This is a genomic window from Bradyrhizobium sp. BWC-3-1, assembly GCF_032917965.1.
GTDB lineage: Bacteria > Pseudomonadota > Alphaproteobacteria > Rhizobiales > Xanthobacteraceae > Bradyrhizobium > Bradyrhizobium canariense_D.
The window spans coordinates 4,332,743-4,357,768 of sequence record NZ_CP136625.1 but is presented as its reverse complement, the minus strand read 5'-3'; the positions used below and the strand labels follow the sequence as shown (position 1 = coordinate 4,357,768).

General features: G+C 63.7%; 23 protein-coding genes. 5 read left to right on the top strand and 18 right to left on the bottom strand.

Annotated features, from left to right (window positions below):
- Window positions 1-35: 35 nt before the first annotated feature.
- Together RX329_RS21135 and RX329_RS21130 are read right to left on the bottom strand one after the other, a co-directional pair.
- Window positions 36-2,243: a TonB-dependent receptor family protein gene (locus tag RX329_RS21135; protein ID WP_317246378.1), complete on the bottom strand. Its 2,208-nt coding sequence runs from the start codon at window positions 2,241-2,243 to the stop codon at window positions 36-38.
- Between the two features lie 84 nt (window positions 2,244-2,327).
- Window positions 2,328-2,702, bottom strand: a complete 375-nt coding sequence (locus RX329_RS21130; RefSeq protein ID WP_085353311.1) for a DUF2946 family protein — start codon at window positions 2,700-2,702, stop codon at window positions 2,328-2,330.
- Between the two features lie 476 nt (window positions 2,703-3,178).
- Between RX329_RS21130 and RX329_RS21125 the strand changes: the two genes are divergently transcribed.
- From RX329_RS21125 to RX329_RS21110, 4 genes are all read left to right on the top strand, one after another.
- Complete coding sequence (locus RX329_RS21125) at window positions 3,179-3,583, top strand: globin (protein ID WP_085353314.1); 405 nt, start codon at window positions 3,179-3,181, stop codon at window positions 3,581-3,583.
- A gap of 141 nt (window positions 3,584-3,724) precedes the next feature.
- Entirely contained in the window at window positions 3,725-4,747 is a 1,023-nt protein-coding gene (locus RX329_RS21120; protein WP_317246377.1) for a sugar ABC transporter substrate-binding protein, read from the top strand.
- A gap of 6 nt (window positions 4,748-4,753) precedes the next feature.
- Window positions 4,754-6,256, top strand: coding sequence for a sugar ABC transporter ATP-binding protein (locus RX329_RS21115; RefSeq protein WP_317246376.1), 1,503 nt, complete (start codon window positions 4,754-4,756; stop codon window positions 6,254-6,256).
- Between the two features lie 12 nt (window positions 6,257-6,268).
- On the top strand, window positions 6,269-7,297 hold the full coding sequence (locus tag RX329_RS21110; protein ID WP_317246375.1) for an ABC transporter permease: 1,029 nt from the start codon (window positions 6,269-6,271) through the stop codon (window positions 7,295-7,297).
- Window positions 7,298-7,623: 326 nt separating this feature from the next.
- On the opposite strand, the gene RX329_RS21105 is transcribed toward RX329_RS21110, so the two are convergent.
- Window positions 7,624-8,328, bottom strand: coding sequence for an L-2-amino-thiazoline-4-carboxylic acid hydrolase (locus tag RX329_RS21105; protein WP_317246374.1), 705 nt, complete (start codon window positions 8,326-8,328; stop codon window positions 7,624-7,626).
- Window positions 8,329-8,369: 41 nt separating this feature from the next.
- Window positions 8,370-8,762 (bottom strand): RidA family protein, encoded by a 393-nt coding sequence (locus RX329_RS21100; RefSeq protein ID WP_317246373.1) that lies wholly within the window; start codon window positions 8,760-8,762, stop codon window positions 8,370-8,372.
- A 129-nt stretch (window positions 8,763-8,891) separates the two neighbouring features.
- Between RX329_RS21100 and RX329_RS21095 the strand changes: the two genes are divergently transcribed.
- Window positions 8,892-9,515 carry a LysR family transcriptional regulator gene (locus RX329_RS21095; RefSeq protein WP_085353322.1) on the top strand — a complete coding sequence of 208 codons (624 nt, stop codon included), beginning with the start codon at window positions 8,892-8,894 and terminating at the stop codon, window positions 9,513-9,515.
- Here RX329_RS21095 and RX329_RS21090 read toward each other — a convergent pair.
- From RX329_RS21090 to nuoL, 14 genes are all read right to left on the bottom strand, one after another.
- Complete coding sequence (locus RX329_RS21090) at window positions 9,430-10,572, bottom strand: ABC transporter ATP-binding protein (RefSeq protein WP_085353325.1); 1,143 nt, start codon at window positions 10,570-10,572, stop codon at window positions 9,430-9,432. The two genes, RX329_RS21095 and RX329_RS21090, sit on opposite strands and share 86 nt — an antisense overlap.
- Complete coding sequence (locus RX329_RS21085; RefSeq protein WP_085353328.1) at window positions 10,565-11,545, bottom strand: ABC transporter ATP-binding protein; 981 nt, start codon at window positions 11,543-11,545, stop codon at window positions 10,565-10,567. The genes RX329_RS21090 and RX329_RS21085 overlap by 8 nt, the downstream gene beginning before the upstream one ends.
- Window positions 11,542-12,363, bottom strand: a complete 822-nt coding sequence (locus tag RX329_RS21080; protein WP_007603580.1) for an ABC transporter permease — start codon at window positions 12,361-12,363, stop codon at window positions 11,542-11,544. The genes RX329_RS21085 and RX329_RS21080 overlap by 4 nt, the downstream gene beginning before the upstream one ends.
- Complete coding sequence (locus RX329_RS21075; protein WP_018455074.1) at window positions 12,360-13,283, bottom strand: ABC transporter permease; 924 nt, start codon at window positions 13,281-13,283, stop codon at window positions 12,360-12,362. Before RX329_RS21075 ends, RX329_RS21080 begins: the two co-directional genes overlap by 4 nt.
- 60 nt (window positions 13,284-13,343) lie before the next feature.
- Window positions 13,344-14,933, bottom strand: coding sequence for an ABC transporter substrate-binding protein (locus RX329_RS21070; protein WP_317246372.1), 1,590 nt, complete (start codon window positions 14,931-14,933; stop codon window positions 13,344-13,346).
- Between the two features lie 130 nt (window positions 14,934-15,063).
- Window positions 15,064-16,344: an S-methyl-5-thioribose kinase gene (gene mtnK / locus RX329_RS21065; protein WP_317246371.1), complete on the bottom strand. Its 1,281-nt coding sequence runs from the start codon at window positions 16,342-16,344 to the stop codon at window positions 15,064-15,066.
- A 35-nt stretch (window positions 16,345-16,379) separates the two neighbouring features.
- A complete protein-coding gene (locus tag RX329_RS21060) occupies window positions 16,380-16,727 on the bottom strand; it encodes a hypothetical protein (RefSeq protein ID WP_007603574.1) in 348 nt (115 codons plus the stop codon).
- A gap of 28 nt (window positions 16,728-16,755) precedes the next feature.
- Window positions 16,756-17,031: a DUF1467 family protein gene (locus RX329_RS21055; RefSeq protein ID WP_018455077.1), complete on the bottom strand. Its 276-nt coding sequence runs from the start codon at window positions 17,029-17,031 to the stop codon at window positions 16,756-16,758.
- Window positions 17,032-17,040: 9 nt separating this feature from the next.
- Window positions 17,041-17,445, bottom strand: coding sequence for a methylmalonyl-CoA epimerase (gene mce, locus RX329_RS21050; RefSeq protein WP_018455078.1), 405 nt, complete (start codon window positions 17,443-17,445; stop codon window positions 17,041-17,043).
- A gap of 12 nt (window positions 17,446-17,457) precedes the next feature.
- Window positions 17,458-19,128 (bottom strand): ribonuclease J, encoded by a 1,671-nt coding sequence (locus RX329_RS21045; protein ID WP_018455079.1) that lies wholly within the window; start codon window positions 19,126-19,128, stop codon window positions 17,458-17,460.
- A complete protein-coding gene (locus RX329_RS21040) occupies window positions 19,128-19,934 on the bottom strand; it encodes a biotin--[acetyl-CoA-carboxylase] ligase (protein WP_317246370.1) in 807 nt (268 codons plus the stop codon). Before RX329_RS21040 ends, RX329_RS21045 begins: the two co-directional genes overlap by 1 nt.
- A 1-nt stretch (window position 19,935) precedes the next feature.
- Window positions 19,936-21,372, bottom strand: a complete 1,437-nt coding sequence (gene nuoN, locus RX329_RS21035) for an NADH-quinone oxidoreductase subunit NuoN (RefSeq protein ID WP_317246369.1) — start codon at window positions 21,370-21,372, stop codon at window positions 19,936-19,938.
- Between the two features lie 22 nt (window positions 21,373-21,394).
- Window positions 21,395-22,903, bottom strand: a complete 1,509-nt coding sequence (locus tag RX329_RS21030; RefSeq protein WP_018455082.1) for an NADH-quinone oxidoreductase subunit M — start codon at window positions 22,901-22,903, stop codon at window positions 21,395-21,397.
- Window positions 22,904-25,003 carry an NADH-quinone oxidoreductase subunit L gene (gene nuoL / locus RX329_RS21025; RefSeq protein WP_317246368.1) on the bottom strand — a complete coding sequence of 700 codons (2,100 nt, stop codon included), beginning with the start codon at window positions 25,001-25,003 and terminating at the stop codon, window positions 22,904-22,906.
- Window positions 25,004-25,026 lie beyond the last annotated feature (23 nt).

Sequence of the window (25,026 nt, the reverse complement as noted above, 5' to 3'; positions counted from 1 at the left end):
CGGGCCGAATATAGACCCAAGCGCCCATTTGCACGTCACCATCGATACCTCATTCCAGCGTACACTGCCCGTCCCGTGCCCGGCTCAAACAATGCTGACGTCGCCGTCGCTCGATCGATGATGCTCGCGCTGGCTGTGTAGGTCTTGTTGGTGAGATTACGCCCCTCGATGTAGGCAGACATCGGGCCACCATTGTCGAAGCCGGCTTTCAATCCCAACAGGGCGTAAGGCTCTGTCGTCAGCGTGTTCATGCTGTCGACGAAGTAGGCCTGTGGCACCCATTCGACGTTGGGTCCAACATAGAACCCGGAAGGGTGCTTGTAGAGAAGCTCCGCCCGCAGGTAGTGAGTTGGAGCTCCCGGCAATCGATTGTTTCCGAAGGTCGGATCTTTGTCGAAGCGGAAGTCGTTGAAGGAATAGGCGACATTCAGCCAGACCTTGTCCGGCGCCGGGCCATTGACGAAGATGTCACGAAGGATTGCTGCGCTCGCGCCGGCCTCGATGCCTTGATGAAAGGTGCGGTCGGCATTGGTCACATTGCAATTGCCGAAAGTACTATAGAGGCATTGCAATTCGTCGCGAATGTTGGCCCGGTAGGCCGTCAGTTCCCAGGCATAATCAGATCGCTTCATGCGAGTCCCGATTTCGTACGTGGTCGCAATCTGCGGGCGGATGCTGGTGAACGGGATCGTCGGAATGCCGAGACCAATCGCGCTTTCGCCGAAGCTCGGCACCTCGGCACTCCGCGAGACATTGGCGAAGGCTTGCCAGGCCGGATCAATTTGCCACAACACACCGCCTTTCGGCGACCAGAGATTAAAGCGCGTTGCCCCCGATTGATCCCCGTCGCTGATGAAGCGATCCTGCCGATTGCGGGTCGCGTACAGAAATTGCGTGCCGCCGATCAGCGCAAGATTTGGAAGGACGTAGAAGCTGTCCTCGACATAGGCGGAAATATTCTCCGACCGATCGATCGAGGAAGAAAGCAGTGCGCCCTTCTGCCCGCCAATGTTGGCGAACTGCTGGTTGTCAATGCTGCCGTTCAGCACATTGACGCCTGCGACCAACTTGTTGCGGAAGCCGCCAATGGTGCGGTCATCCGTGATCTTCGCGAATCCGCCGTAGTCCTTGTAACGGTAGTCCAGCCACTGGAAGATCGGATGCATCAAATGGCGATCGACGCCAAAGGCGCCGAATTCGACTTTGGTGTCATCGAAACGAACGGTGGTTTTGTTGGCGAGCCTGACAGTATCGATATTGCGCTGCTGATCCATCGCAACATTCGCGGGTGCAGCAGCTTCCGGATCGGTCAAAGCGGACGTCTTGGTCACGGTACCCGGAATTCGCTGCCGCACCTCGTTGGCATTGAGGTAGAACCGTGTCTCGACATCCGGCGAGAACTGATAGCCTACATTACCGCTCAAGCGGTTGCTCGAGCCGAAGCTGTGATCGCGAAATCCGTCTGCGGCCTGCGTGGAAGCGGTCACGAAGCCGTCCCACGGACCGTTGACGCCTCCTGCGTTCGCCTGAAGTCGTTTGTAGCCGAATCCTCCGACATCGAAGGACACACCATTCGGAAACGAGTCGCGGCCGGTCGGGGTCACGAAGTTGATCGCGCCTCCCAGCGAATTGGCGCCGAACTGAAGCGCGTTGCCGCCCTTGAAGACTTCAACATGTTTGTAGGCGCTCGGATCGATCTCCTGGAAATCGCCATAGCCATCCGCAGTGTTGATCGGAATGCCGTCCATATAGAGCTGCACACCGCGCAGATGAAAATTGCGCGACAGGCCGGACCCACGAATCGAAAGGCGGGTGTCGTCGCCCCATTTGGGCTGGGCGTACACGCCGGGCACGTAATCCAGAACATCCTTGATCGTGTTGGACGGCGTCGAGTTCCTGTACGCCTCGGCCGACACGAGCGCCACGCCGCCCGGCGTCTGGTTAATCTCTGCCAGCGCTTGTTGCGCCGTCAGAACCGTCAGGGCACCCGGAGCCCCTGTACTCTGTTCGCTCGCGGTTTGCTGCGGTGATGGGGTCGTTCGCAGGCTTCGCGTGACGCGCGCCGATCGCGCAGAATTGCGTGGCGGTCGGACCGCCGACGCACGCTTCTGCTGAGGCGCCTCAACGGTGATCGGCGGCAGCACTGCGCTGCTGTCTTGGGCAAAGGCTCCGCTCGACGACGCAAGCAGCGCGGCCTGAATGGCAACGACGCTCACGCCACGGCGGGCATGACAACGTAACATGGGGCATTCCTGACGCCGGGCTTTCTCTCCGGCCATTCGACAGCATCAATCGCCTGCGGCGGACCGCGGCGATCACGAGAGTCGTCAGGAAAATTGAGGCGGGGCGCGCGCCTGGGCGTTTGTGCCCTTATGGGCCGCGCCGGCGAATGCCTCCGCCGCGCGCCACACCACGCGCTGGGCGTGGCGCAAGGGAACGAAGAGTGCGGCGTGCGGCGGCGAATCGAGCGACGCGCCCACCTGCGCCAGGCAACAGAGGGCACACGCACCGGCATGTGCGACCGGCGTACCCGCCGGATCGTTCAGCCCGCCTTGCTCGCCTGCGCTGTGGCAGATGACGGCGGCGGACAGCGGATCGGCCACGGCCCGGCCGGCCGCCAGACAGGCGGCAATCGGCGCCAGCACCTGCATCACTAGGGCAAGCAGGACCAGAGGTAGGAATTTTTGCAGCCGTGCGCGCATCCACTGAACCGTTTGTTCGTCTACTAACTAAACACCGGTGGATGGCCAAGTCGAGCCCGGTTCCGCCGCCTTCTTGGTCCAGCGCAGATTCCCCGGAAACTGTGGTCCGGCCGGCCCAAGGGAGGGGACCTCCGGAATTTGAGGCAGTCGAGCCCTGGCCCATCCACAGATTTCTTATATTTGTCATACACTTACGCGGCCGGCCGCCCGATCATTTCGTCAATTGCTCGAATTTTGAACATTCGTTGCCGAAAATGATGACAAGTGAGAAAAGTTGATCTAGCATCCTTTTGCTCAGGCTGGCCGCGAGGTCGAAGTCTGGTGGTCCAAGTCTCGGGAGGAGCCCCTGACGCGCAAAATGCAGCGTCGCCCCGCCAATCAAGATCAAATCTTAGAATCGGGGATAATAGGGTCGACACAATTTTCGAGCGGGGCTAGGGCCCCGCTCTTTTTTTGTCTGCGGGGCTAAAGCACCGATGAATCCTTCTCCCAATCCGATCGAACAGAGCTTTGAACTTGCAGCCTCGCGCTGCATCGATCTCACGCCACTCGTCTATCAGCGGCTGTTCGAGCAGCATCCCGAAACCCGGGCGATGTTCCGCACGCTAGGCAGCGAGATCGTGATGGGATCGATGCTCGCACTCACGATCGAGGCGATTCTCGACTTCGCCGGTGATCGCCGCGGGCAATTCCGGCTGATCACATGCGAGGTCGTATCGCACGATGGCTACGGCACGCCGCGCGAGCTGTTCATCGCCTTCTTCGCCGTCATCAGGGATACGCTGCGCGATCTTCTCCGCGATGAATGGTCGCCGGGCATGGCGCAGGCATGGGACCGATTGCTCATCGAGATCGACGCGTTCGCCGCCGTACAGGCCTGACGCTTTGCGCTGCACCAACACGCGCTCGCGGCGACCCCGCCGTTGATTGCGGATTGAGTGGCACCAACTCTTGTGAGACACTTTCGAACATCGGTCGCGCAATCAATGACGCGCCGAGATAGAATTGTATGGGAGCGAGCGATGTCCGGGACGAAAGATTTCTCGACGACGAGGCGCGATCTTCTTCAGGCGGCAGCAACCGCCGGCGCCGCGACTGCCATCCTCGGCAGCATGGGCATAAACCCCGCCCTTGCAGCCGAAGTCGGACGAAGCGAGAAGCCGCTGAAGGCGGCGTTCTCCAACGCGGGCCTCCAGGCGACCTGGTGCGCGCAGGGCAAGCAGGCCGCGGAATTCTGGGGCAAGCTGTTCAATGTCGAGGTCACCTGGTTCGACGGCCAGCTCGATGCCGTGAAGCAGCGCACGGCGATCGACAACATGGCCTCGCAGAAATGGGACTTCGTCGCGATCCAGGCTTTTGGCATCGGCACGCTCACCCAGCCGGTGCAGAAGATGATCGACGCCGGCACGCCCGTGATCGACATGGACACGCTGATTGCGCCGCTCGACCAGATCAACGTCCACTCCTTCCTCGCCCCCGATAACGAGTTCATGGGCGCCTCGGTGACGCAGGCGCTGTGCAACGCCATGGGCGGCAAGGGCAAGATCATCATGACGCAAGGAGCCCTCGGCCACACCGGCGCGCAGGGCCGCGCCAAGGGCTTCAACAACGTCGTGAAGCAATTCCCTGGGATCGAGGTGCTCGACACCCAGCCGGCCGACTGGGATGTGTCGAAGACCGCGCGTCTCTGGGAAACCTACCTGACGAAGTATCCGCAGATCGACGCGGCGTTCTTCCACAATGACGACATGGCGCTCGCCGCCGCCAACATCATGAAGGCGCGGGGCCGCACCAACATCCTGATCGGCGGTGTGGATGCGATGCCGCCGGCGATCCAGGCCGTCAGCGAAGGCCGCATGTTCGCCACCGTGCGCAATCCGTCCTGCCGCATTCATGGCGGCGCCATCATTGCGGGCGTCTCCGCCGTGGTCGGGGGCGAAAAGAGCGGACAGGGCATCCCGAAGAACGTCGTCACCGACGGTCCGGTCGTGACCAAGGCCAACGCCGCCGGCATGCAGTGGATGCAGGATCACTTCCTGATCTGAGCCTCCATGCGAGAGGATCGTTCGCCCATTCTGGAACTGCAGGGCATCACGAAGAGCTTCGGCGGCGTCGAGGCGCTTCGTGGTGTCGACTTCGCGCTCTCACCCGGCGAGATCCATGGTCTCGTTGGCGAGAACGGCGCAGGAAAAAGCACGCTGATGAAGATCATCGCCGGCGTGCACACCGAATTCTCGGGTCGCTTCCTGATCGACGGACAGGAGACGCATTTCCGCTCGGCCCGCGACGCTCACAGCGCCGGCATCGCCATGGTGCACCAGGAGCTGTCGGTCGCGCCCGACCTCACGGTTGCGGAGAACGTGTTTCTGGGCAACCAGCCGACCAACCGGCTCGGCCTCGTGCAATGGCGGCGGATGGCGCGGGAGGCCGGCGAGCAGCTCGCCCGCTTCGGCATCGACGTCGATCCGATGAGCAGGCTCGGCGACCTCCCGATCGGGCTGCAGCAGCTGATCGAGATCGCGCGCGTGCTGTTCTCCGGCGCGCGCATCGTCATCCTGGACGAGCCGACGTCCGCCCTCTCTCCGCCCGAGGTCGAGCGATTGTTCGCGACCCTGCGGGGCCTGCGCGAAGAAGGCACGGCGATCGTCTTCATCTCGCATTTCATCGAGGACATCTTGCGCGTGTCCGACACGGTCACCGTGTTCCGCAACGGGCGGAAGGTCGCGGAGACGGCAAGTGCCGCGACCAACAAGGGCGCGCTGATCGAGGCCATGATCGGCCGCGGCGGCGAAGCGCTCGAGCACAGCTACAGCGACGATTTGATGCTGCCCCAACCGAGCGACAGCTCGGTTGTCCTAAGGGTCGACCAGCTGTCGCTGGCCCGCAGCCTGAAGGACATCTCCTTCGAGGCGCGCGCCGGCGAAGTGCTCGGCATCTACGGCTTCATGGGCTGCGGCCAGCAGGAGCTGTCGCGCATCTTGTTCGGCAAGCTGAAGCCGGACGGCGGCACGCTCGCTGTCGAGGGCAAGCCCAAGACCTTCGCGAGCACGGCGGCGGCACGGCGCGCCGGGGTGGCGCTGGTGCCGGAGAGCCGGCGCGCGATGCTGTTTCACCAGGAGCCGGTTTACAAGAACATCTCGATCAGCATCCTCGATCGCATCTCGGCGCTGCTGCTCAAGCCGGCGCAGGAGCGCGACATCGCAAAGCGCCAGGTCGAACAGCTCCAGATCAGGCCGCCGGTTGTCGGCCTCGATCTCGGCATGCTCTCCGGCGGCAATCAGCAAAAAGTCGCTCTGGCGAAATGGCTGACCTATCCGCCAAAACTCCTGGTGTTGTGCGAGCCCACCCGCGGCATGGATGTCGGCGCCAAGAACGACGTCATCAACATCGTCCGTGATCTCCGCGCCAGGGGGCTCGCGATCATCGTGCTGTCGACCGAGCCGGAAACGGTGCTGTCGCTGGCCGACCGCATCCTGGTGCTCAAGCGCGGCGCATTGGTGCGCGAATTCAAGAACGAGCCGGTCAGCAAGGACCGCCTGCTGGAAGCGGCGTGACGGAGAAGCACCATGGCAAGCAGTGACACGGCTTTGGCGGCGGGGCAGCGGACGCGCGGCTTAGCGCCGCTCCTGCGGTCGCAGATGCGCAACATCGCCCCGTTCCTGACGCTGATCTTCCTGTCCGGCTTCTTCGCGCTGGCCAGTCCGTCGTTCGCGACGCTGGACAATCTCGGCAACATCCTGACGCAGGTCTCCGTCACAGGCATCATCGCCGTCGGCCTCACCTTCGTGATCCTCTGCGCGGAGATCGACCTCTCGATCGCCAGCATCGCCAACGTCACGGGCATCGCGGTCGCCTACTTCACGCTCCAGGAATCCTACGTCAACATTCCCAACATTCCCCTGCCCGGGGCCGCGGCGATCCTGCTCGCCATCTTGCTCTGCGCGTTTCTCGGCCTCGTCAATGCGCTGGGACTGACCGTGATCGGCATCCCCTCCTTCATCATGACCCTGGCGATGATGCAGATCGCGGCCGGCATCTCGGCGCTGCTGGTGCGCGGCCAGATCGCCTACAAGGTGCCCGGCGTGATCACCACGCTCGGCTCCGGTTCGATCGGCGGCATCCCATGGATCGTCATCGTCGCCGCGATCATGCTGCTCTTGGGACATCTGGTGCTGACCTACACGCGCTTCGGCCGCTACGTCTACATGGTCGGTGGCAACCGCGAGGCGGCGGAATATTCCGGGCTGAACGTCAAGCTCATCCTCGGCGCCGTCATGGTGATCTCGGCGGTGTGCTCCGGTATCGGCGGCATGCTCGGTGTCGCTCATTTCGGCAGCGCGCAGCAGAACGAGTTTGATACCTATCTGCTCGACTCCATCGCCGCCGTCGTCGTCGGCGGCACCAGCCTGTTCGGCGGTCGCGGCGGCATCGGCAACACCATCGTCGGTCTCTTCGTTCTCGGTGTTCTCAACAACGGCCTCGACCACGTCAACATCGACAGCTTCCTGAAGATCCTGATCCGCGGCCTGATCCTGCTGGCAGCGCTGGTGATCAATGTTTATGCGCAGCGGCTGAGGGAGAAAGCGGTGGAATAGCCGCCCCTCAAAACAAAAAGCGCGAAAACAACCCCATGCACAGTAGAGACTGTGAGGGAATTCAACGACTTACAAAAACCCGAAATTGTGTAGCTGCGACCGTGGCGGCATTTGACTCGTCGGGCAAAACAGGAGCAGGATGTCATCGTGGCAGCGGGCGCGGATGGGCTCAGGGTCGCTCCCCAAACTCCGTCATTGCGAGCGCAGCGAAGCAATCCAGGCTGCCGCCGCGGAAAGATTCTGGATTGCTTCGCTGCGCTCGCAATGACGACGTGACAGCAGGGGCAATCCAGCCTCACCTCGATCGCGGAGCATGAGAACGCGGCTTAGCTCTCCGCTTTCTCATCCGGCGCAAGCCGCGAGAACCGGAAATTGCAGTGGCTCGCACCGCCCGCTAACGTCTGTGTCCTTTCCAGCCGGATGCCTCGCGCTGCGTAGGCAACGAAATCGAGCCCGCAGATGTTCGGCAAAATGTCCTTGTCGCCATGGCGCGCCGCGAGTTTGCAGAAGCCGCAAGCCTTGTAGTTGATGCCGAACTCAAAACTGTCACCCGTATCAGGCTCGACGAAATCGTAGACGAAATCTTCCGGAAATTCGGTCTGATGGCTTTCAGTCGCGCTTCTTGCCGCCTGCTCGCGCAGCAAGGCCTGGTTCTTCGGCGACATGAATTGACGCCCTGAGGCGAGACGCTCCGCTTCAGGCGCGGTGAGCAATTGCGCCTTGTAGGTTTCGCGCTCGATCTCGCCGATCACGGGCACCGGCACGCCGTGGCGCCGCAACACCCGGCTGATGGCCATAAAACCCATCAGACGCATGAAGAAATCGCTCATGCGGCTTGCCGCGCCGCCGACATAGGGCATTTGGGTGAGCACGATTTCGAATTCGTCCATCACCTCGCGCCTGATCTCGTCGATCTTGGAAACTTGCGCGCGCTCACACAACATCGCTTCGGCCAAATCGAGCCGCTCGCGCATGGCGGCCTGCATGGCACCGCGATGCGCTTCGTAAAACGGATGGATGATCTCAGCCATGGGACACCCGATATGATTGGCTCATTGCAAAGTCGGCTGGTTCACTCCGCGGCGATCGCCTCGATCTCCAGCAGCCATTTGCTGTCGACGGTCTCGACGATCACGACCGTCAGCGCAGGCTGGTGTTCGCCCAGCATCGCGCGACGAATGGAGCGGTTGGTCACGAGTTGATTGCGGTCAGTCAGGAACGTGGTGACCTTGACCAGATGCGCGATGCCAAGGCCGGCGGCAGCAAGCACCTTGATCAAATTGCTCCAGGCCTGCTCGCACTGCGCCTCGAAACCTTCGGGCACGGTGCCGTCGAGTCTCTCCGGCACCTGGCCGCTGATGAACAACAGGCGGCGATACTGCGTCAATTCAAGTCCCATGCAGTAGCCGCCGGCAGGCGCATGGACTGTTGCGGGATTGTGGCTGACGAGGTGAGCTGGGGGCACGAGGTTTCTCCGGATTGCGGGTCGGACCGTATCCGGCGCCATCACCGCTCCGCAAAGCATCATTGCTGCGGTTCAGCGCAAGAAAATCTATTGCAAGGCCACAGCCCATCAGTGTCAAAATGGAGCCCGATGACCTACGCCCTTCCCCCACTCAACGCGCTGCGCGCCTTCGAGGCCGCCGCGCGGCATCTCAGCTTCAAACTGGCCGCGCACGAGCTGCACGTGACGCCCGCCGCCGTGGGGCAGCAGGTGAAGGCGCTGGAGGCGCGCCTCGGCGTGCAGCTCTTCGAGCGGCTGCATAAGCAGCTCGTCCTCACCGTCGCCGGTCAGACCTATCTGCCTGGGGTCTCCGAAGGCTTTCGCCACATTGCGGAGGCGACCTCGCAATTGAAACCGGCAGGTGCGGTGCTGCTGCAATTGGGCATCCATGGCGGCTTCGACCTCCGCCGCCTCGACCTCGCGGCGTTTCGCAGCACGCATGCGGAGATCGGCTTGCGGGTGCTGCATCCGGCCGGCCTGCACGAATTGGTCGAGGGCAAGGTCGACCTGCTGCTCGCCCGCGGCCTCGGCCACCATCCCGGCTATCGCTGCGACCGGATCGATGAGGGATCGGGTTTGGGCGATTGGCTGGTTGCGCCTGAAGGCACCGCGGATTGCCCGGAGATCGTCAGTTTTCGCGCGTGGCTGCGTGCGCTGCCGGCGGAGAACTCGATAGCGAATCGCCGCCCTCGTCTGGTTGGTGGCAGACGATAGGCTCGACCGGCACGGAGGGTAACGGAGATAGAGCGACGCTCGCTGCACCAATCTCTTCACTCCGCCAACACCTCACCGCGTGCCCGTCGGCTCGCGTCTCCAGCACAGGCCCCGGCTCGCTCCGACACACAGCTTCCGCATAACGGCACCGCGGGCTGAAGGCGCATCCGTTCGGCGGATTGAGCGGATTGGGAAGGTCGCCGCCTGTCGTTGCCAGCGGTGCATGGCGCAAGGGATCGGGGATGGCGGCGATCAGGGCTTGCGTATAGGGGTGCGCGGGCCGTTCGAAGATCTCGCGCCAGTGGCCGTTCTCGACGATGCGGCCGAGATACATCACGGCGACCTTGTCGCTCATGTGTTCGACGACGCCGAGATCGTGGCTGATCATGATGTAGGAGAGGCCGAGCGTTTCCTTCAATTCCAGCAGCAGATTGATGATCTGGGCGCGGATCGAGACGTCGAGCGCCGAGACCGGTTCATCGCAGATGACGATCTTCGGATTGAGGATCAGCGCACGCGCAATGCCGATGCGCTGGCGCTGGCCGCCTGAGAATTCATGCGGGTAGCGGTCGGCCTGCTCCGGCCGCAGGCCCACATGCCGCAGCATCTTCGCGACGCGGTCCTCGATCTCGCTCTTGGCCGTGACGCCATGCACGCGCAGGGGATCTTCCAGCGTGCGGCGAACGGTCTGGCGCGGATTGAGCGAGGCGTAGGGATCCTGAAACACGATCTGCACGATGCGGGCCAGCGCCTTCCGATCGCCGGATGGTCGGTTGGTCACGTCCTGTCCGTCCAGCACGATGCGGCCGCGCGTCGGGGTCACGAGGCCAAGGATCGACAATGCGACCGTCGACTTGCCGGAGCCGGACTCGCCGACGAGGCCGAGGCATTCGCCCCGCTTCAGGGTGAGATCGACGCCGTCGACGGCACGGAGCAGCCGCCGGCCGCGCCCGAGCAGGCCGCCTCCGAGCGGAAAATGGACCGCGAGATCTCTGACGCTGAGAATGACATCGTCGTCCGGCCGTGTTTCAACCAAACTAGCTTGCGGCTCATGCATGGTGGTGACACCTGACCAGGCCGCCGGCGTCCAGCAAATCCGCTTCCGGCGGGGTGGTCCGGCAAATATCGGTCGCCTGCGCGCAACGCGGATTGAACCGGCAGCCGTTGGGGAAATTCGTGATGGCCGGAACCACGCCCGCGATCTCCGTCAGGCGGCTGCGGCCAAGGGCTGCGCGACTGCCGAGCCGCGGCAGCGAGGCAACCAGGCCTCGCGTATAGGGGTGCGAGGGTGCCCGGAAAATATCGACCGAGCCGCGCTCCTCGACGATGCGGCCGGCATACATCACGGCCACGCGGCGGCAGACATTGGCGACCAGCCCCAGATCGTGGCTGATCATCAGGATTGCGGTTCCCCGCTCGGCACACAGATTCCGCATCAGCTCGATGATTTCGGCTTGCACGGTCACGTCGAGCGCCGTGGTCGGCTCGTCGGCGATCAGGAGATCCGGACCGCAAGCGAGCGCGATGGCGATCATCACGCGCTGGCGCATGCCGCCGGACAGCTGGTGCGGGTAATCCTTCACGCGCCGCTCCGGGGCGGGAACGCGCACGCTCGCCAGCGCCTCGACCGCCAGTCTATCGGCTTCCCGCCAGCTCTTGCCCTTGTGCAGCACGAACATCTCGGCGATCTGCCGGCCCACCGGCGAGACCGGGTTGAGCGCCGTCATCGGCTCCTGGAAGATCATGGCGATGCGATTGCCGCGCAGATCCCGTTGCCTGCCGGCTGAAAGGTGCTGGATCTCCCGTCCCTCAAACCGGATGACACCGCCGCCGATCGACAACGGCTGCCGCAACAGGCCGATCAAGGCCAGCGCCGTGATGCTTTTGCCGCAGCCGGATTCGCCGACGAGGCCGAACGTCTCGCCGCGATCGATGCGGAATGAAATGCCCTCGGCCGCCGCAACGCGCCGCGATCCATCGTCGAGATCGATACGCAAATCCTCGACTTCGATCAGCGGCGTGCGGGTCATGTGCGCCGGCTCCGCGATTGCGGATCGAGAATGTCGCGCAGGCCGTCGCCGAGCAGATTGAGGCCGAGCACCGTCAGGAAGATCGCAAGACCGGGAAACACCGAGAGCCACGGCGCGGTCGTGATCTGGTCGCGGGCATCCGACAACATGCTGCCCCAGCTCGGAAACGGCGGGCGGACGCCGAGGCCGAGGAACGACAATGCGGCTTCCGACAGCACAGCGCTGCCCATGCCGAGCGTGCCGATGACGACGATCGGCCCCAGCATGTTCGGCAGTAGCTGCGTGATCATGATGCGCAGATCGCCGTAGCCGAGCACGGTCGCGGCCTGCACATAGCCCTGGCTCCTCAGCGACAGCGCCGAGGCCCGCGCGATCCGGCACGTGAAGGACCAGTTGGTCAAGCCGAGTGCGATCAGCAGGCTGGTCAGGCCGGGACCAAGCACCGCCATGATGGCCAGCGCGAAGATCAGCGAGGGGATCGCGAGCATGAGATTGGTCAGGCCGTTGACGACGTCGTCCCACCAGCCGCCCCAATAGCCGGCGCTCAGGCCCAACGCGACGCCGATGACGCTGTTGATGAGCTGCGAGACGATGCCGACCGTCAGCGAAACCCGCGCGCCATAGACGACGCGGGAATAGATGTCGCGGCCCTGGTCGTCGGTGCCGAACCACCAGGTCCAGCTCGGAGGCTCTTCGGCGTTGAGCAGATTGGCGTCCAGGACAGGATCGGTATGCGCCAGCCATGGCGCGAGCAGGCCGACCAGGATCGCAAGCGCGAACAGCGCGCCACCGATGATGAGATTGGCGCGGAGCTTCATGCGTATCTGATCCTGGGATCGATCACGCCGTAGAGCACGTCGATCAGCAGATTGATAGCGAGAAAGGACAGCACCACGACAAGAATGGAGCCCTGGACGGCCGGAATGTCGCGCTGCAGGACACTGTCGACCAGCAGCGAGCCGATGCCCGGCCAGGAGTACAGTTTCTCGACCACGACCGCCTGCCCCATCAGCCCGCCGAACTGCAGGCCGACGGTGGTGAGAATGATGACAAGCGCGTTGCGCATCACATGCCACTTCACGACTCGGGTCTCGCTCATGCCCTTGGAGCGCGCGGTGCGGACGAAATCCGCGGTCATGATCTCGAGGACCGCGGCGCGTGTCGTCCGCGCGAACAGCGCCATCGGCGAGACGCCGAGCGTCACGGCCGGGAGGATCAGATATTTCAGTCCGCCATCGCCATAGCCGAAACTCGGCAGCCAGCCGAGCTTCAACGCGAACAAGTACATCAGCACCAGTCCGAGCCAGAATTTGGCGATCGAAAGGCCTGATACCGCCACGACCATGGCCAGCGTGTCGACGATACCCCCCGGCTTCAGCGCGGCGATGAAACCCAGGGGAACACCGATCACGACGGAAAACGCCATGGCGGTGAAGATGAGCTGGAGCGTCGGCCATATCCGCTTGGCGATCATGAACGTCACAGGCTCGCGCGTCCGGAACGACGTTCCGAAATCACCCGTCGCAAGCTTGGCGATGTAGGCGCCGAAGCGGACATAGACGGGATCGTCGAGCCCGAGCTGCTTCTTCATGCGCAGCTCGACCTGCGGATCGGCATCGTCGCTCATCGACGAGACGATGCTGCCGGGAACGACGCTGAACAGCACGAACACCAGAGCCACCACTGCGAGCACGGTCGGAATGGTCTGCAGCAGGCGGCGGAACAGGAAGGAGAGCATCGGCACTTTTCCTCTCTCCCTCCGTCGTTCATGGCGACGGAGGGAGCGCGAGAGCGCGTGTCACTTCGCGGGCGAGGTCTCGTCGACCCAGAGGTCTTCGACGTTCTGATGGGTCAGTTCGGTCGCATTCAGCTGAACCCCCCTGAGCCACGGCTGCACGGCCATGACCGCCTTGTTGTAGTTGAAGAACCAGACCGGCGCCTCTTCGTAGAGAACAGCATTGGCCTTCTGCAGCAGCTGGGTACGCTTTGCAGCGTCATCGGACTGCCCGGCCTCGTCGATCAGCTTGTCGAACTCGGCATTCTTGAAGTTCATGTAGTTGCAGGCCGACTGCGGTGTCGATGAGTGGAAGCATTTGAGGGCGGCCTGCGGATCGGGTCCGGTCGCCTGCGAATAGACAAAGGCCTGGTAGTCGCCGCTGCGAACCACCTCCGCCAGCACCGCGGTCTCGACCTGCTTGACCTTGGCCTTGATGCCCACCCTGTCCAGCATCGGGATCACGGCCGAGACGATCGGCAGACCCCAGCTCTCGTTCTGGCTGGTGGTCCATTCGAATTCGAAGCCTGAGGGATAGCCGGCGTCGGCGAGCAGCTGCTTGGCCTTGGCGGGATCGAAGGCGTAGGGCTTCATGGCCTTGTCGTAGGCGGTAGAGGTGAGCGGCAGCCAGCTGGTGGCCCGGTAGGCCTTGCCCTTGACCAGCTTGTTGATGATCAGGTCGGTGTCGATCGCGTAGTTGATCGCCTGCCGGACCCGCTTGTCGGCGAACGGCTTGAACGCGGGATTCATCCCCATGTAGCGGGTGAAGACCTCGGCGACTTCCACGACCGTGCCCTTGAGGTCGGCGTCGTTCTGATAGGCGACATATTGCGCCGGTCCCAGCACCGAGGTGTCGATCTCCTTGTTGCGGAAGGCGACATCGCGTGCCGCGGCCTCGCCCATGACCGACACGATGATCTTGTCAGCGTAGGGCTTGCCGGGCTTGTAGAACCGGTCCCATCGCTCCAGCACGATGCGCGATCCCGGCACGTGCTCGACGAATTTGAAGGGTCCAAGGCCGATCGGCTTCTGGAGAAAGCTCTCCTTGGCGGCCTCGTCGGCGGGATAGATCGACGTGATCGCGTTCCAGAAGTAGAAACCTGGATCGACCTTCTCGGTCAGCTTCATCTCGATGGTAAAGTCGTCGACTTTCTTCAGGCCGGAGATCTCCTTGGCCTGGCCCTTCTCGACCGCCGCCGCGCCCTCGATCACGCGGACATAGCGCGCACCGGGATAAGCCTTGGTCCCGTCCATGATGCGGTTGTAGGTCCAGATGATGTCGTCGGCCGTCATCTTGCGGCCGTTGTGGAAATAGGCGTCGTCGCGCAGCTTGAAGGTGTGGACGAGACCTCCGCCCGAGACGACGTCCTCCTTGGCGAGCTCCAGAACAGGCTTGCCTTCCGTGGAATTCCAGATGTAGAGCGACCGGTGCAGGGCCTTGGCGTAGATCTCGTCCTGGGCGCGTTGCGTGGTAAGAATGTCCAGGCTGGTGAAGCTCGAGCCATAAGGCGCGGTCATGCGGATGGTTCCGCCCTTGCGCGGCGTCTGGGCCTCCGCCGAGGCCGCCAGTGCCAGCCCCAAACCCGCGACGATCGCCACTATCCTGAACATCATGGTCCCTCCGACAAGCAGCGTGCTCTGGTCCGAGAGTTGACCATCCACGGCACGTCGAGCGCAAGCGTCTTGAAGGGGTTGACGTATGCGAGCGTCGCGCGCGGGCCCGACCGATTTGCGCAGAAGCTCGCTAGAACTCCGGCTGCCAGTCGCGCAATTTTCGCGCTGCAGCGGTGACATCCGCGATGGTCGGAAACGCCCCCACCTCGAGCATCATCGCCCTTGCCAGCCTGACGGCGCGTGCTTCGCTGATCGCGCGCCGGCGCGGATCCTCGATCAGCTCGAAGTCGATATTGTGGGCGAGGCCGAAGATGCGGCGGATGGTTTTGGCCGCGGCGAAGCCGACCGTGTCCGCGAACAGCCGCTGCATGTAGGCTTGCCGCTCGGCTTCCAGCCGTGCCGCGCCTGTCTCGCCGGCGAACAGTGAGGCGGGATAGGCATCGCCTGCGGCGCCAGCGCGCCAGAGCTCGAGGAACTTTCGCGCAAAATCGTTCCAGACCGTTTCCACCGTCTCCAGCACCCAGGCCTCGAAAGCACGCCGTTCGCCCGGCGTGCGCTCATGCCCGGCGGAGGCAAAATAGGCCATCAGGAGGTTGGCCAGCACGGCGCCGACATCGAAACCCATCGGGCCGTAGAACGCGAATTCGGGGTCGATCACCCGCGTCTCGCCGCCCGTGACCATGATCGAGCCGGTGTGCAGGTCGCCGTGGAGCAGCGCCTCGGGGCTCGCCATGAACTTCAGCTTCAACCGGGAGATCGCGACGTGGAGGTCCATATCCTCGCGAAGCTCTGCGGCGAGCGCATCGAGATACGGCGCAGTCCAGCGGTTCTGCTCGGCGACGCGGTAAGGATCGGTGAAGATCAGATCCTCGGTGATCTTGCACAGCGCATGGTTGCCGGCGAAAGCTGCGATGGCCTGCTTCTTCTCGGCCGCCGACACCGCGAGGTCGGAGGTGAAGAACAATGTCCGCGCCATGAAGGTGGTGATGTCATCGACAAAGCGCGGATACTGCGAGCCCGCAACCATCCCCTTGCGCATGATGATGTGGGGCTCGAGCAGCTCCATCACCGTCAGCGCCACGGCCTCGTTGTGATGCAGCAGCGCCGGCACGAGGCCGGGCGCGAGCTCGGCCTGCCGCGACAAAGCGAGATATTCGTAATGAGCCCGGGACAACGGCAGCGGCCAGCTCTCGCCGACGAGGCGGACATAGGGCAGCGCCTGCTTCACGGCGATGCCGCCGCGGCCGCCCTTGACGATGAAAACGAGATTGAGATTGCCGTCGCCGACTTCGGTGATCGACCAGGAGGCCGGCTCGCCGCCGAGGGTCGCGGCGAGATCCGCAACGCCCGCGAGATAGTCCCGCAACGCCGCCTCATGCAAAATCCGGTAGTCCCCCTGCCCCTGCGCCATGACGATCCCATCCCATGCTTGGCATGGCCGAATCGTTACTCCCGCTCCAGGAAGCTCGAGCCGATCTCGGCCTTTCTTTTGATCGGATCGTAATCACAATAGACGCTGTCCGCCACCAGCGTGTAGCTGGCGCTGACGGTGTATTTGTCTGTTTTGACCGAGTTCAGGCCGATCACCGCGGTGCTCTTGCCGCCGTTCCATTTGAATGGGGTCGAGCTCTTGGCCTGCTCGCAGGCGATCACGGCCTCGTTGAAGACATAGCCCTCGACGAACGCCTTCAGGGTGCGCACCTGCACGGCCATCTTCCACTCGAAATAGCCGATGGCGCCGAGACCGGCGACGATCAGCACCAGAAGCGCGACGACGATCCTCTGAAAAGTCATTCTTCCCCCAACCAAGCCAACCACGAAATTAAAACGGCATGCCCATCAATTTCGACAGGCGCTCGATCGACAAATAGCCGGCGTGATAGGCGACCATGGCGATCCCGTAGATGACCGCCGAGATGATGGTGGTCCAGATCAGCTTGCCCCCCATCCGCGTCAGGATCGGCGCGCCGGGGTCGCTGCCCGGCACTCCGACGCCGTCCTCGTGCTGGCTGCGCACGCCAAACGGCAGCGTCAGGAACAGCGCGACCCACCAGATGACGAAGTAGATCGCGATCGCGGTTGATATCTGGATGGCCATGGCTTCGGCCTATGCCTGCTCGATTTCGACCAGCGCGCCGGAAAAATCCTTCGGGTGCAGGAACAGCACCGGCTTGCCGTGGGCGCCGATCTTCGGCACGCCGTCGCCGAGCACCCTTGCCCCCTCCTTCACCAGCGTGTCGCGCGAGGCGATGATGTCGACCACCTCGTAGCAGACGTGGTGGATGCCGCCGTCGGCGTTGCGGTCCAGGAACTTTGCGATCGGCGAGGCCTCGCCGAGCGGCTCGATGAACTCGATCTTGGTGTTGGGCAGCGTCGCGAACACCGTGGTGACGCCATGCTCGGGCAGCGCGACGGCCTCCGAGATCTGGGCCCCGAATGCGGTGCCATAGATTTTGGCGGCCTTGACGGCGTCCTTGGTCGCGATCGCGACATGGTTGAGCCGGCCCAGCATGTTTCTCTCCCGTTACACTGTCAGCACATGTACCAGACAGGGGGGCTTTTTGCCCCAATGTTCGTTGATCACGGAGCGGACAGCGCGTCGCACCGACTCCGCCAGCGCATCCGGGTCGCGACGGCGCGCCTTCGGCAGGCCCTCGACGGTGGAGACCACGGCGTCGAAGACGAGGTCGTCGAAGGGCTCGCCCGCTTTGTTCTTCTCGGGGATACCGACGAGTTCGACCGCGGGATCGTCGGCAAGCTCGCCCTGCTCCGTCATGGCGATGGCGACAAAGGCGCAGCCGGAGAAGGCCATGCGGCGCCGCTCGCCCACCGCGCGGGACTTGGAGTCCTCCAGAATCGTGCCGTCCTTGTAGAGACGGCCCGCAGGCACTTGCCCAATGATGCCGGGATCGCCGGGGCCGAGCTTGACGAGATCGCCGTTGCGGCAGACCAGCACGCGCGGCACGCCGGCGGCACGCGCGAGCTTGGCGTGCTCATTCAGGTGCAGGGCCTCGCCATGGACGGGGATCAGGAGCTGCGGCCTGGTCCAGGCGATCATGTCGCGCAATTCGTCGCGGCGGGGATGACCGGAGACATGGACCAGCTGGTCGCGGTCGGTGATGACCTCCACGCCCTGCAAGACCAGGCCATTGATGATGGCCCCGACCGCCTTCTCGTTGCCGGGAATGGTGCGCGAGGAGAAGATGACGCTGTCGCCACGGTTGAGCGTGATCTCGGGATGGTCGTCATTGGCGATGCGCGCCAGCGCGGCACGCGGCTCGCCCTGGCTGCCGGTGCAGAGCGCCAGCACCTTGTCCTGCGGCAGATGACCGTAGACCTCGGCGGAGCGGAAACTCTGCACGCCGTCGAGATAGCCGGTCTCGCGCGCGACCTGCACCACGCGTTCCATGGCGCGGCCGACCACGACGACCTCACGGTCGGCGGCCTTCGCAGCGATGGCGACGGCCTTGAGGCGCGCGACATTGGAGGCAAAGGTCGTGACCGCGACGCGGCCCTTGGCGGCCTTGACGAGCTCGGTGATGGAGCTCGCAACCTCGGCTTCCGAGGGTGAGCGGCCGTCGCGCACGGCGTTGGTGGAATCACCGATCAGGGCGAGCAGGCCCGCATCGCCGAGCTCCCGCAGCCGCTTTTCGTCGGTCGGGCGGCCGATGATCGGGGTCGGATCGATCTTCCAGTCGCCGGTGTGCAGCACCGTGCCGACTTCGGTGTGAATCGCGAGCGCATGCGACTCCGGAATCGAATGGGCGACCGGGATGAACTCGACGTTGAACGGGCCGATATCGACGCGCCCGCCCGACGGCACCACCGTCACCGGGATCTTGGGCGCATTGCGCTCGGCGGCGCACTTGGCCTCGAACAGCGCGGCGCTGAACTGCGTCGCGTAGATCGGACATTTCAGCTTCGGCCAAAGGTCGATGATGGCGCCGAAATGATCCTCATGGGCGTGGGTCAGCACCAGCCCCATCAGATTCTTGCGTTCCTTCTCCAGGAAGCTGACGTCGGGCATGATCAGGTCGATGCCCGGCAGATGCTCCTCGTCGCCGAAGGAGACGCCGAGATCGATCGCCAGCCAGGCGCGCTGCTGGCGGTTGCCGAGGCCGTAGATCGACAAATTCATGCCGATCTCGCCGACCCCGCCGAGCGGTGCAAATACCAGTTCTTCCGGCTTCGCCATCACGCAGCTCCCACGGAGGCGGCCGTGCCGAAGAACACCTCGCCCGCGGCGACCGGCACGCGCCGGCCCTCCGCGGTGCGGACGATCAGGCAGCCGGTGTCGTCGATCGTGTCAAAAATGCCGTCCAGCGTCATCACTCCCGTGTGGATCGCGACCCGCTCGCCGAGGCCGGCGGCGCGCTCCAGCCACAATTTGCGAATTTCGGCAAAGCCACGGCCATTGTCCCAGATACCGCGGAATTCCACCCAGGCATCGGAGAGCGCCGAGAACAGTTCCTCCGCGCTGATCTGGACGCCGAGCGCGGCCAGCGACACCGCAGGCGTCGGCGTACCCTCGGGCGCGGCGACGACGTTGGTGCCGATGCCGACGACGATGGCAAGACGGTCGCCGATGGCTTCGGCCTCCAGGCCGATGCCGACCAGCTTCTTGCCGCCGGCCAGCACGTCGTTCGGCCATTTCAGGGCGTAGCGGGGACGGCCCTCGCCGAGGCGCAGTGCAGCCTCCAGGCTGACCTTCTCCAGGGCGGCCTCCTCGGCCAGCCCGGCCGCAAAGCCGATCGTCGCGGCGACGGAAGGGGCAACGTCCAGGACTTCGAGGACGCTGGCTGCAAGGTTGCCCTTTGGTGCGATCCAGGGGCGCTGGCGGCGGCCGCGGCCGGCGGTCTGCTCCAACGTCACGAACCACATCGGGCCGCGTTCGCCGCCCCTCGCGTGCTCGATCGCCTCGGTATTGGTCGAGCCGGTCCGTTCGAAAGCTGCGAGCTTGTAGCCCGCCGACGCCGCACGAGGACCGAGCGCGAATGCCATCCTAGAACAGCGACTTGGCGGCGGCGGAGGCGACGCTCACCACCGGGCCCGCGAACAGGGCGAACAGAATGTTGAACAGGCCCGCGACCGCCAGCACCGTCTTGACTTCGACGCGCACCGGATCGACCTGCCCGGCCGGCTCGTCGAAATACATCGTCTTGACGATGCTGAGATAGTAGTAGGCGCCGACCACGCTGGAGAGCACGCCGATCACGGCGAGCGTGAACAGGTTCGCCTTGATGGCGGCGACGAAGACGTACCATTTGGCGAAGAAGCCGGCGAGCGGCGGGATGCCGGCGAGCGAGAACAGCAGCATCGCGAACATGAAGGCGAGCAGCGGATTGGTCCGAGAGAGACCTGCGAAATCGCTGATCTGCTCCACCGGCTGGCCGTTCCGCTTCATCGCCAGGATGATGGCGAAGGAGCCCAGCGTCATCGCGACATAGATCACGATGTACATCAAGACGCCCTGCGCGCCCTCGACCGTGCCTGCGGCAAGTCCGACCAGGGCAAAGCCCATATGGCCGATCGAGGAATAGGCCATCAGGCGCTTGATGTTGCTCTGGCCGATCGCGGCGAACGAGCCCAGCGCCATCGAGGCGATCGACACGAACACCAGGATCTGCTGCCACTGCGAGACGATGCCCGGAAATGCGGTCAGCGTGACGCGGGTGAAGACCGCAAGCGCGGCCACTTTCGGCGCCGATGCAAAGAACGCGGTGACCGGGGTCGGTGCGCCCTCGTAGACGTCGGGTGTCCACATGTGGAACGGCACCGCCGAGACCTTGAAGCAGAGGCCGGCGAGCAGGAACACCAGGCCGAACACCAGGCCGACATTCGAGATCGTCGCGGCCGCCGCGATGCCGGTGAAGGCCACCGTGCCCGTGAAGCCGTAGATCAGCGAGGAGCCGTAGAGCAGCATGCCCGAGGACAGCGCGCCGAGCACGAAGTACTTCAGGCCGGCTTCGGTCGACTTGGCGTTGTCGCGGTGCGAGGCCGCGACAACGTAGAGCGCCAGCGACATCAATTCGAGGCCGAGATAAAGCGAGATCAGATCGCCGGCCGAGATCAGCACCATCATGCCGAGCGTCGAGAGCAGCACCAGGATCGCATATTCGAAGATGCGGCGCGACGGATCCGACAGGAACTCGGTCGACAGCACCAGCGTCACCGCCGAGCCGATCAGGGCCAGGATCTTCATGAAGCGGGCAAAATCATCGACGATGAAGCTGCCGCCGAAGGTCACGTGCTTGCCCGCGGGCAGCATGTATTCGAGCACGCCGACAACGATCAGGAGCAGCACCGCAAGCGTCGTGACCGTCTTGGTGGTCTCCTGCCCGCGATAGGCGCCGAGCATCAGGAGTGCCATCGCCCCGACCGCGAGCACGAGCTCGGGCAGCACCGGCGCCAGTTGATAACCTGCAGTCTCAAAGCTCATGGCGATATCCTGACCTGCCCGCTCACTGGAGCAGTGCGGCGGCCTTCACGGCCGTCACAGCGGTGTTGTAATTGTTGACGAGTTGCTGGACCGAGGCCGCCGACATGTCGAGCACCGGCTTCGGATAGATGCCGAACAGGATCGTCAGCGCGATCAGCGGGAACAGCGTCAAGCCCTCCCGGAAGGTGAGATCCTTCATGCTCGCCAGCGACGGCTTGACCAGCGCCCCGAACACGACCTTGCGGTAGAGCCACAGCGCGTAGCAGGCCGACAGGATCACGCCGAAGGTGGCGAAGAACGCGGTCGGGATCGAGACCTTGAAGGTACCGAGCAGCGTCATGAACTCGCCGACGAAGCCGGAGGTGCCGGGCAGGCCGACATTGGCCATGGTGAAGACCATGAAGGTCAGCGCGTAGAGCGGCATCCGGTTGACGAGGCCGCCATAGGCCGCGATCTCACGGGTGTGCATGCGGTCGTAGACGATGCCGACGCAGAGGAACAGCGCGCCGGAGACGATGCCGTGCGAGATCATCTGGAACACGCCGCCGGCGACACCCTGCATGGTACCGGCGAAAATGCCCATGGTGACGAAGCCCATATGCGCCACCGAGGAGTACGCAATCAGCTTCTTCATGTCCTCCTGCATCAGCGCCACCAGCGAGGTGTAGATGATGGCGATGGCCGAAAGCGTGAAGACCAGCGGCGCGAAGTCGTGCGAAGCCAGCGGGAACATCGGCAGCGAGAAGCGCAGGAAGCCGTAGCCGCCCATCTTCAGAAGGATCGCGGCCAGGACCACCGAGCCTGCGGTCGGCGCCTCGACGTGGGCGTCGGGGAGCCAGGTGTGCACCGGCCACATCGGCATCTTCACCGCGAACGAGGCGAAGAAGGCGAGCCACGCCCAGGTCTGCAGCGAGCGCGGCACGGCGGTGTGCATCAGGGTCGGGATGTCGGTGGTGCCGCCGTTCCAGTACAGCGCCATGATCGCGAGCAGCATCAGCACCGAGCCGAGCAGCGTGTAGAGGAAGAACTTGAAAGATGCATAGACCCGGCGCGGACCGCCCCAGACGCCGATGATCAGGAACATCGGGATCAGGCCGCCTTCAAAGAACAGGTAGAAGAGCACGAGATCGAGCGCCGAGAAGGTGCCGATCATCAGCGTTTCCAGGATCAGGAACGCCATCATGTATTCGCGGACGCGGTTGGTGATCGCCTTCCAGCTCGCGATGATGCAGAACGGCATGATGGCGGTGGTCAGGATCACCAGCGGCAACGAGATGCCGTCCACGCCCATGTGGTAGGTGATGCCGGTGGCAAGCCAGTTCGCCTTCTCGACGAACTGGAAGTCGGCGCTCGACGCATCGAACCGCATGACCAGGATCACCGACACAGCGAAGGTGATCAGCGTGGTCCACAGCGCGATCCAGCGCGAGTTGCGCCGGGCCGCCTCGTCGTCGCCACGGCTGAGATAGACGATCAGCGCGCCGACCAGCGGCAGGAACGTCGTGACGGATAGAATTGGCCAGGTCGTCATTTACTGGCCTCCAAAGCCGAACATGAACCAGGTGATCAGGCCGGCGGCACCGATCAGCATGGCGAACGCGTAGTGGTAGAGATAGCCGGTCTGGATCTTCACGACGTTGCGGGTGACGTCCAGCACGCGGGCTGAGACGCCATCGGGGCCGAGACCGTCGATGATGAAGCCGTCACCCTTCTTCCAGAGCTGATAGCCAATCCACTTCGCCGGACGGACGAAGATGATGTCGTAGAGCTCGTCGAAGTACCATTTGTTGAGCAGGAACTTGTACAGCATTGGCTGCGTGTTCGCGAGCTCGACCGGCAGATAAGGCCGGCGGATGTAGAACAGGTATGACACCAGGAAGCCCAGCACCATCATCACCGTCGGCAGGAAGGCGATGGTCTCGGGAATCTGGTGCATCTCCTCGATGATATGCGGGTTCATCTTCACGGACTCGCGGAAGAACTCCTCGATGCCGTGACCGGCGAACAGCTCCTTGAACGGGAAGCCGGCCAGGATAGAGCCGACCGCAAGCACACCGATCGGGATCAGCATCCAGATCGGCGCTTCATGCGCGGCCTCGTAGTGGTGCTCGTCATGCGGCTCGCCGTGGAAGGTCTTGAAGATGAGGCGCCACGAGTAGAACGAGGTCAGGCCGGCCGCGACGACCGTCATCAGGAAGCCGTACATCGCGAACGGATTGTGCGAGGCGTAGGCGGACTCGATGATCGCGTCCTTGGAGAAATAGCCCGCGGTCAGCGGGAATCCCGTGAGCGCGAGCGTGCCGACCACCATCACCGCGTAGGTGTAGGGGATCTTGCGCCAGAGGCCGCCCATGTTGCGGATGTCCTGCTCGTGATGCATCGCATAGATCACCGAGCCGGAGCCCAAGAACAACAGCGCCTTGAAGAAGGCGTGCGTGAACAAATGGAACATGCCTACCGAATAGGCCCCTGCTCCCATCGCCACGAACATGTAGCCGAGCTGCGAACAGGTCGAGTAAGCGACGATGCGCTTGATGTCGTTCTGGACCAGGCCAATGGTCGCCGCGAAGAACGCCGTAGTGGCGCCGAAGAACATCACGACGGCCTGCGCGTTCGGCGCGAGTTCGAACAGCGGCGACAGGCGCGCCACCATGAAGACGCCGGCGGTGACCATGGTCGCGGCGTGGATCAGCGCCGACACCGGGGTCGGGCCTTCCATCGCGTCCGGCAGCCAGGTGTGCAGCAGGAACTGCGCCGATTTGCCCATCGCGCCCATGAACAGCAGCAGGCAGGTCAGGGTCAGCGCGTCGGCGTGCCAGCCGAGGAAGTCGATGGTCTTGCCGGTCAAGCCGGGCGCAGCGTGGAAGATGGTCTCGAAATCGGTCGAGCCGGCCAGCAGGAAGATCGCGAAGATGCCGAGCGCGAAGCCGAAATCGCCGACACGGTTGACCACGAAGGCCTTGATGGCGGCGGCGTTCGCCGACGGCTTCTGGTACCAGAAACCGATCAGGAGGTAGCTTGCCAGACCCACGCCTTCCCAGCCGAAGAACAGCTGCACGAGGTTGTCGGCGGTCACCAGCATCAGCATGGCGAAGGTGAACAGCGAGAGATAGCCGAAGAAGCGCGGCCGGTTCGGATCCTCGTCCATGTAGCCGATGGAATAGAGGTGCACGAGCGAGGACACGGTGGTCACGACCACCAGCATCACGGCGGTGAGCGTGTCGACCCGCAGCGTCCAGTAGACCTGGAGATCGCCGGAGAGGATCCACGGCAGCAGCGGAATGCGCATGTCGTGGTGCATGAAGCCGACATCGACCAGCGTCATCCAGGACAGCGCCGCCGACACGAACAGCAACGCCGTGGTGATCAGCTCGGCAGCGCGCGAGCCCGCCGCGGGCGGCTCGGAGACGTGGTGGTCGTCGTGGCCATCTCCGGGTTCGTGATGAGTCTCGTGGACGACCGACGCATCCTCGTTGATCGTGTCCGACGCATGGGCGTGCGCGCCATGACCGTGATCATCGTGATGCTCGACCGTGTCGCCCGAGGGGTTGCGGGCATGCGCGCCGAACAGCGCGATCAGGCCAGCCAGAATGGCGCCCAGCAGAGGCAGGAAGACGATTGCCTGGACCATGATTTACTCTTTCCGCATGATCT

Coding starts and splice junctions, on each gene's coding strand:
- RX329_RS21115 (WP_317246376.1), top strand. CDS start 4,754: ATGCGAGAGGATCGTTCGCCCATTCTGGAACTGCAGGGCATCACGAAG.
- RX329_RS21045 (WP_018455079.1), bottom strand. CDS start 19,128: ATGGCGAAGCCGGAAGAACTGGTATTTGCACCGCTCGGCGGGGTCGGC.
- RX329_RS21110 (WP_317246375.1), top strand. CDS start 6,269: ATGGCAAGCAGTGACACGGCTTTGGCGGCGGGGCAGCGGACGCGCGGC.
- RX329_RS21095 (WP_085353322.1), top strand. CDS start 8,892: ATGACCTACGCCCTTCCCCCACTCAACGCGCTGCGCGCCTTCGAGGCC.
- nuoN (WP_317246369.1), bottom strand. CDS start 21,372: ATGAGCTTTGAGACTGCAGGTTATCAACTGGCGCCGGTGCTGCCCGAG.
- RX329_RS21080 (WP_007603580.1), bottom strand. CDS start 12,363: ATGAAGCTCCGCGCCAATCTCATCATCGGTGGCGCGCTGTTCGCGCTT.
- RX329_RS21060 (WP_007603574.1), bottom strand. CDS start 16,727: ATGACTTTTCAGAGGATCGTCGTCGCGCTTCTGGTGCTGATCGTCGCC.
- mtnK (WP_317246371.1), bottom strand. CDS start 16,344: ATGGCGCAGGGGCAGGGGGACTACCGGATTTTGCATGAGGCGGCGTTG.
- RX329_RS21105 (WP_317246374.1), bottom strand. CDS start 8,328: ATGGCTGAGATCATCCATCCGTTTTACGAAGCGCATCGCGGTGCCATG.
- RX329_RS21130 (WP_085353311.1), bottom strand. CDS start 2,702: ATGCGCGCACGGCTGCAAAAATTCCTACCTCTGGTCCTGCTTGCCCTA.
- RX329_RS21030 (WP_018455082.1), bottom strand. CDS start 22,903: ATGACGACCTGGCCAATTCTATCCGTCACGACGTTCCTGCCGCTGGTC.
- RX329_RS21135 (WP_317246378.1), bottom strand. CDS start 2,243: ATGTTACGTTGTCATGCCCGCCGTGGCGTGAGCGTCGTTGCCATTCAG.
- RX329_RS21090 (WP_085353325.1), bottom strand. CDS start 10,572: ATGCATGAGCCGCAAGCTAGTTTGGTTGAAACACGGCCGGACGACGAT.
- RX329_RS21055 (WP_018455077.1), bottom strand. CDS start 17,031: ATGGCCATCCAGATATCAACCGCGATCGCGATCTACTTCGTCATCTGG.
- RX329_RS21040 (WP_317246370.1), bottom strand. CDS start 19,934: ATGGCATTCGCGCTCGGTCCTCGTGCGGCGTCGGCGGGCTACAAGCTC.
- RX329_RS21085 (WP_085353328.1), bottom strand. CDS start 11,545: ATGACCCGCACGCCGCTGATCGAAGTCGAGGATTTGCGTATCGATCTC.
- nuoL (WP_317246368.1), bottom strand. CDS start 25,003: ATGGTCCAGGCAATCGTCTTCCTGCCTCTGCTGGGCGCCATTCTGGCT.
- RX329_RS21120 (WP_317246377.1), top strand. CDS start 3,725: ATGTCCGGGACGAAAGATTTCTCGACGACGAGGCGCGATCTTCTTCAG.
- RX329_RS21125 (WP_085353314.1), top strand. CDS start 3,179: ATGAATCCTTCTCCCAATCCGATCGAACAGAGCTTTGAACTTGCAGCC.
- mce (WP_018455078.1), bottom strand. CDS start 17,445: ATGCTGGGCCGGCTCAACCATGTCGCGATCGCGACCAAGGACGCCGTC.
- RX329_RS21075 (WP_018455074.1), bottom strand. CDS start 13,283: ATGCTCTCCTTCCTGTTCCGCCGCCTGCTGCAGACCATTCCGACCGTG.
- RX329_RS21070 (WP_317246372.1), bottom strand. CDS start 14,933: ATGATGTTCAGGATAGTGGCGATCGTCGCGGGTTTGGGGCTGGCACTG.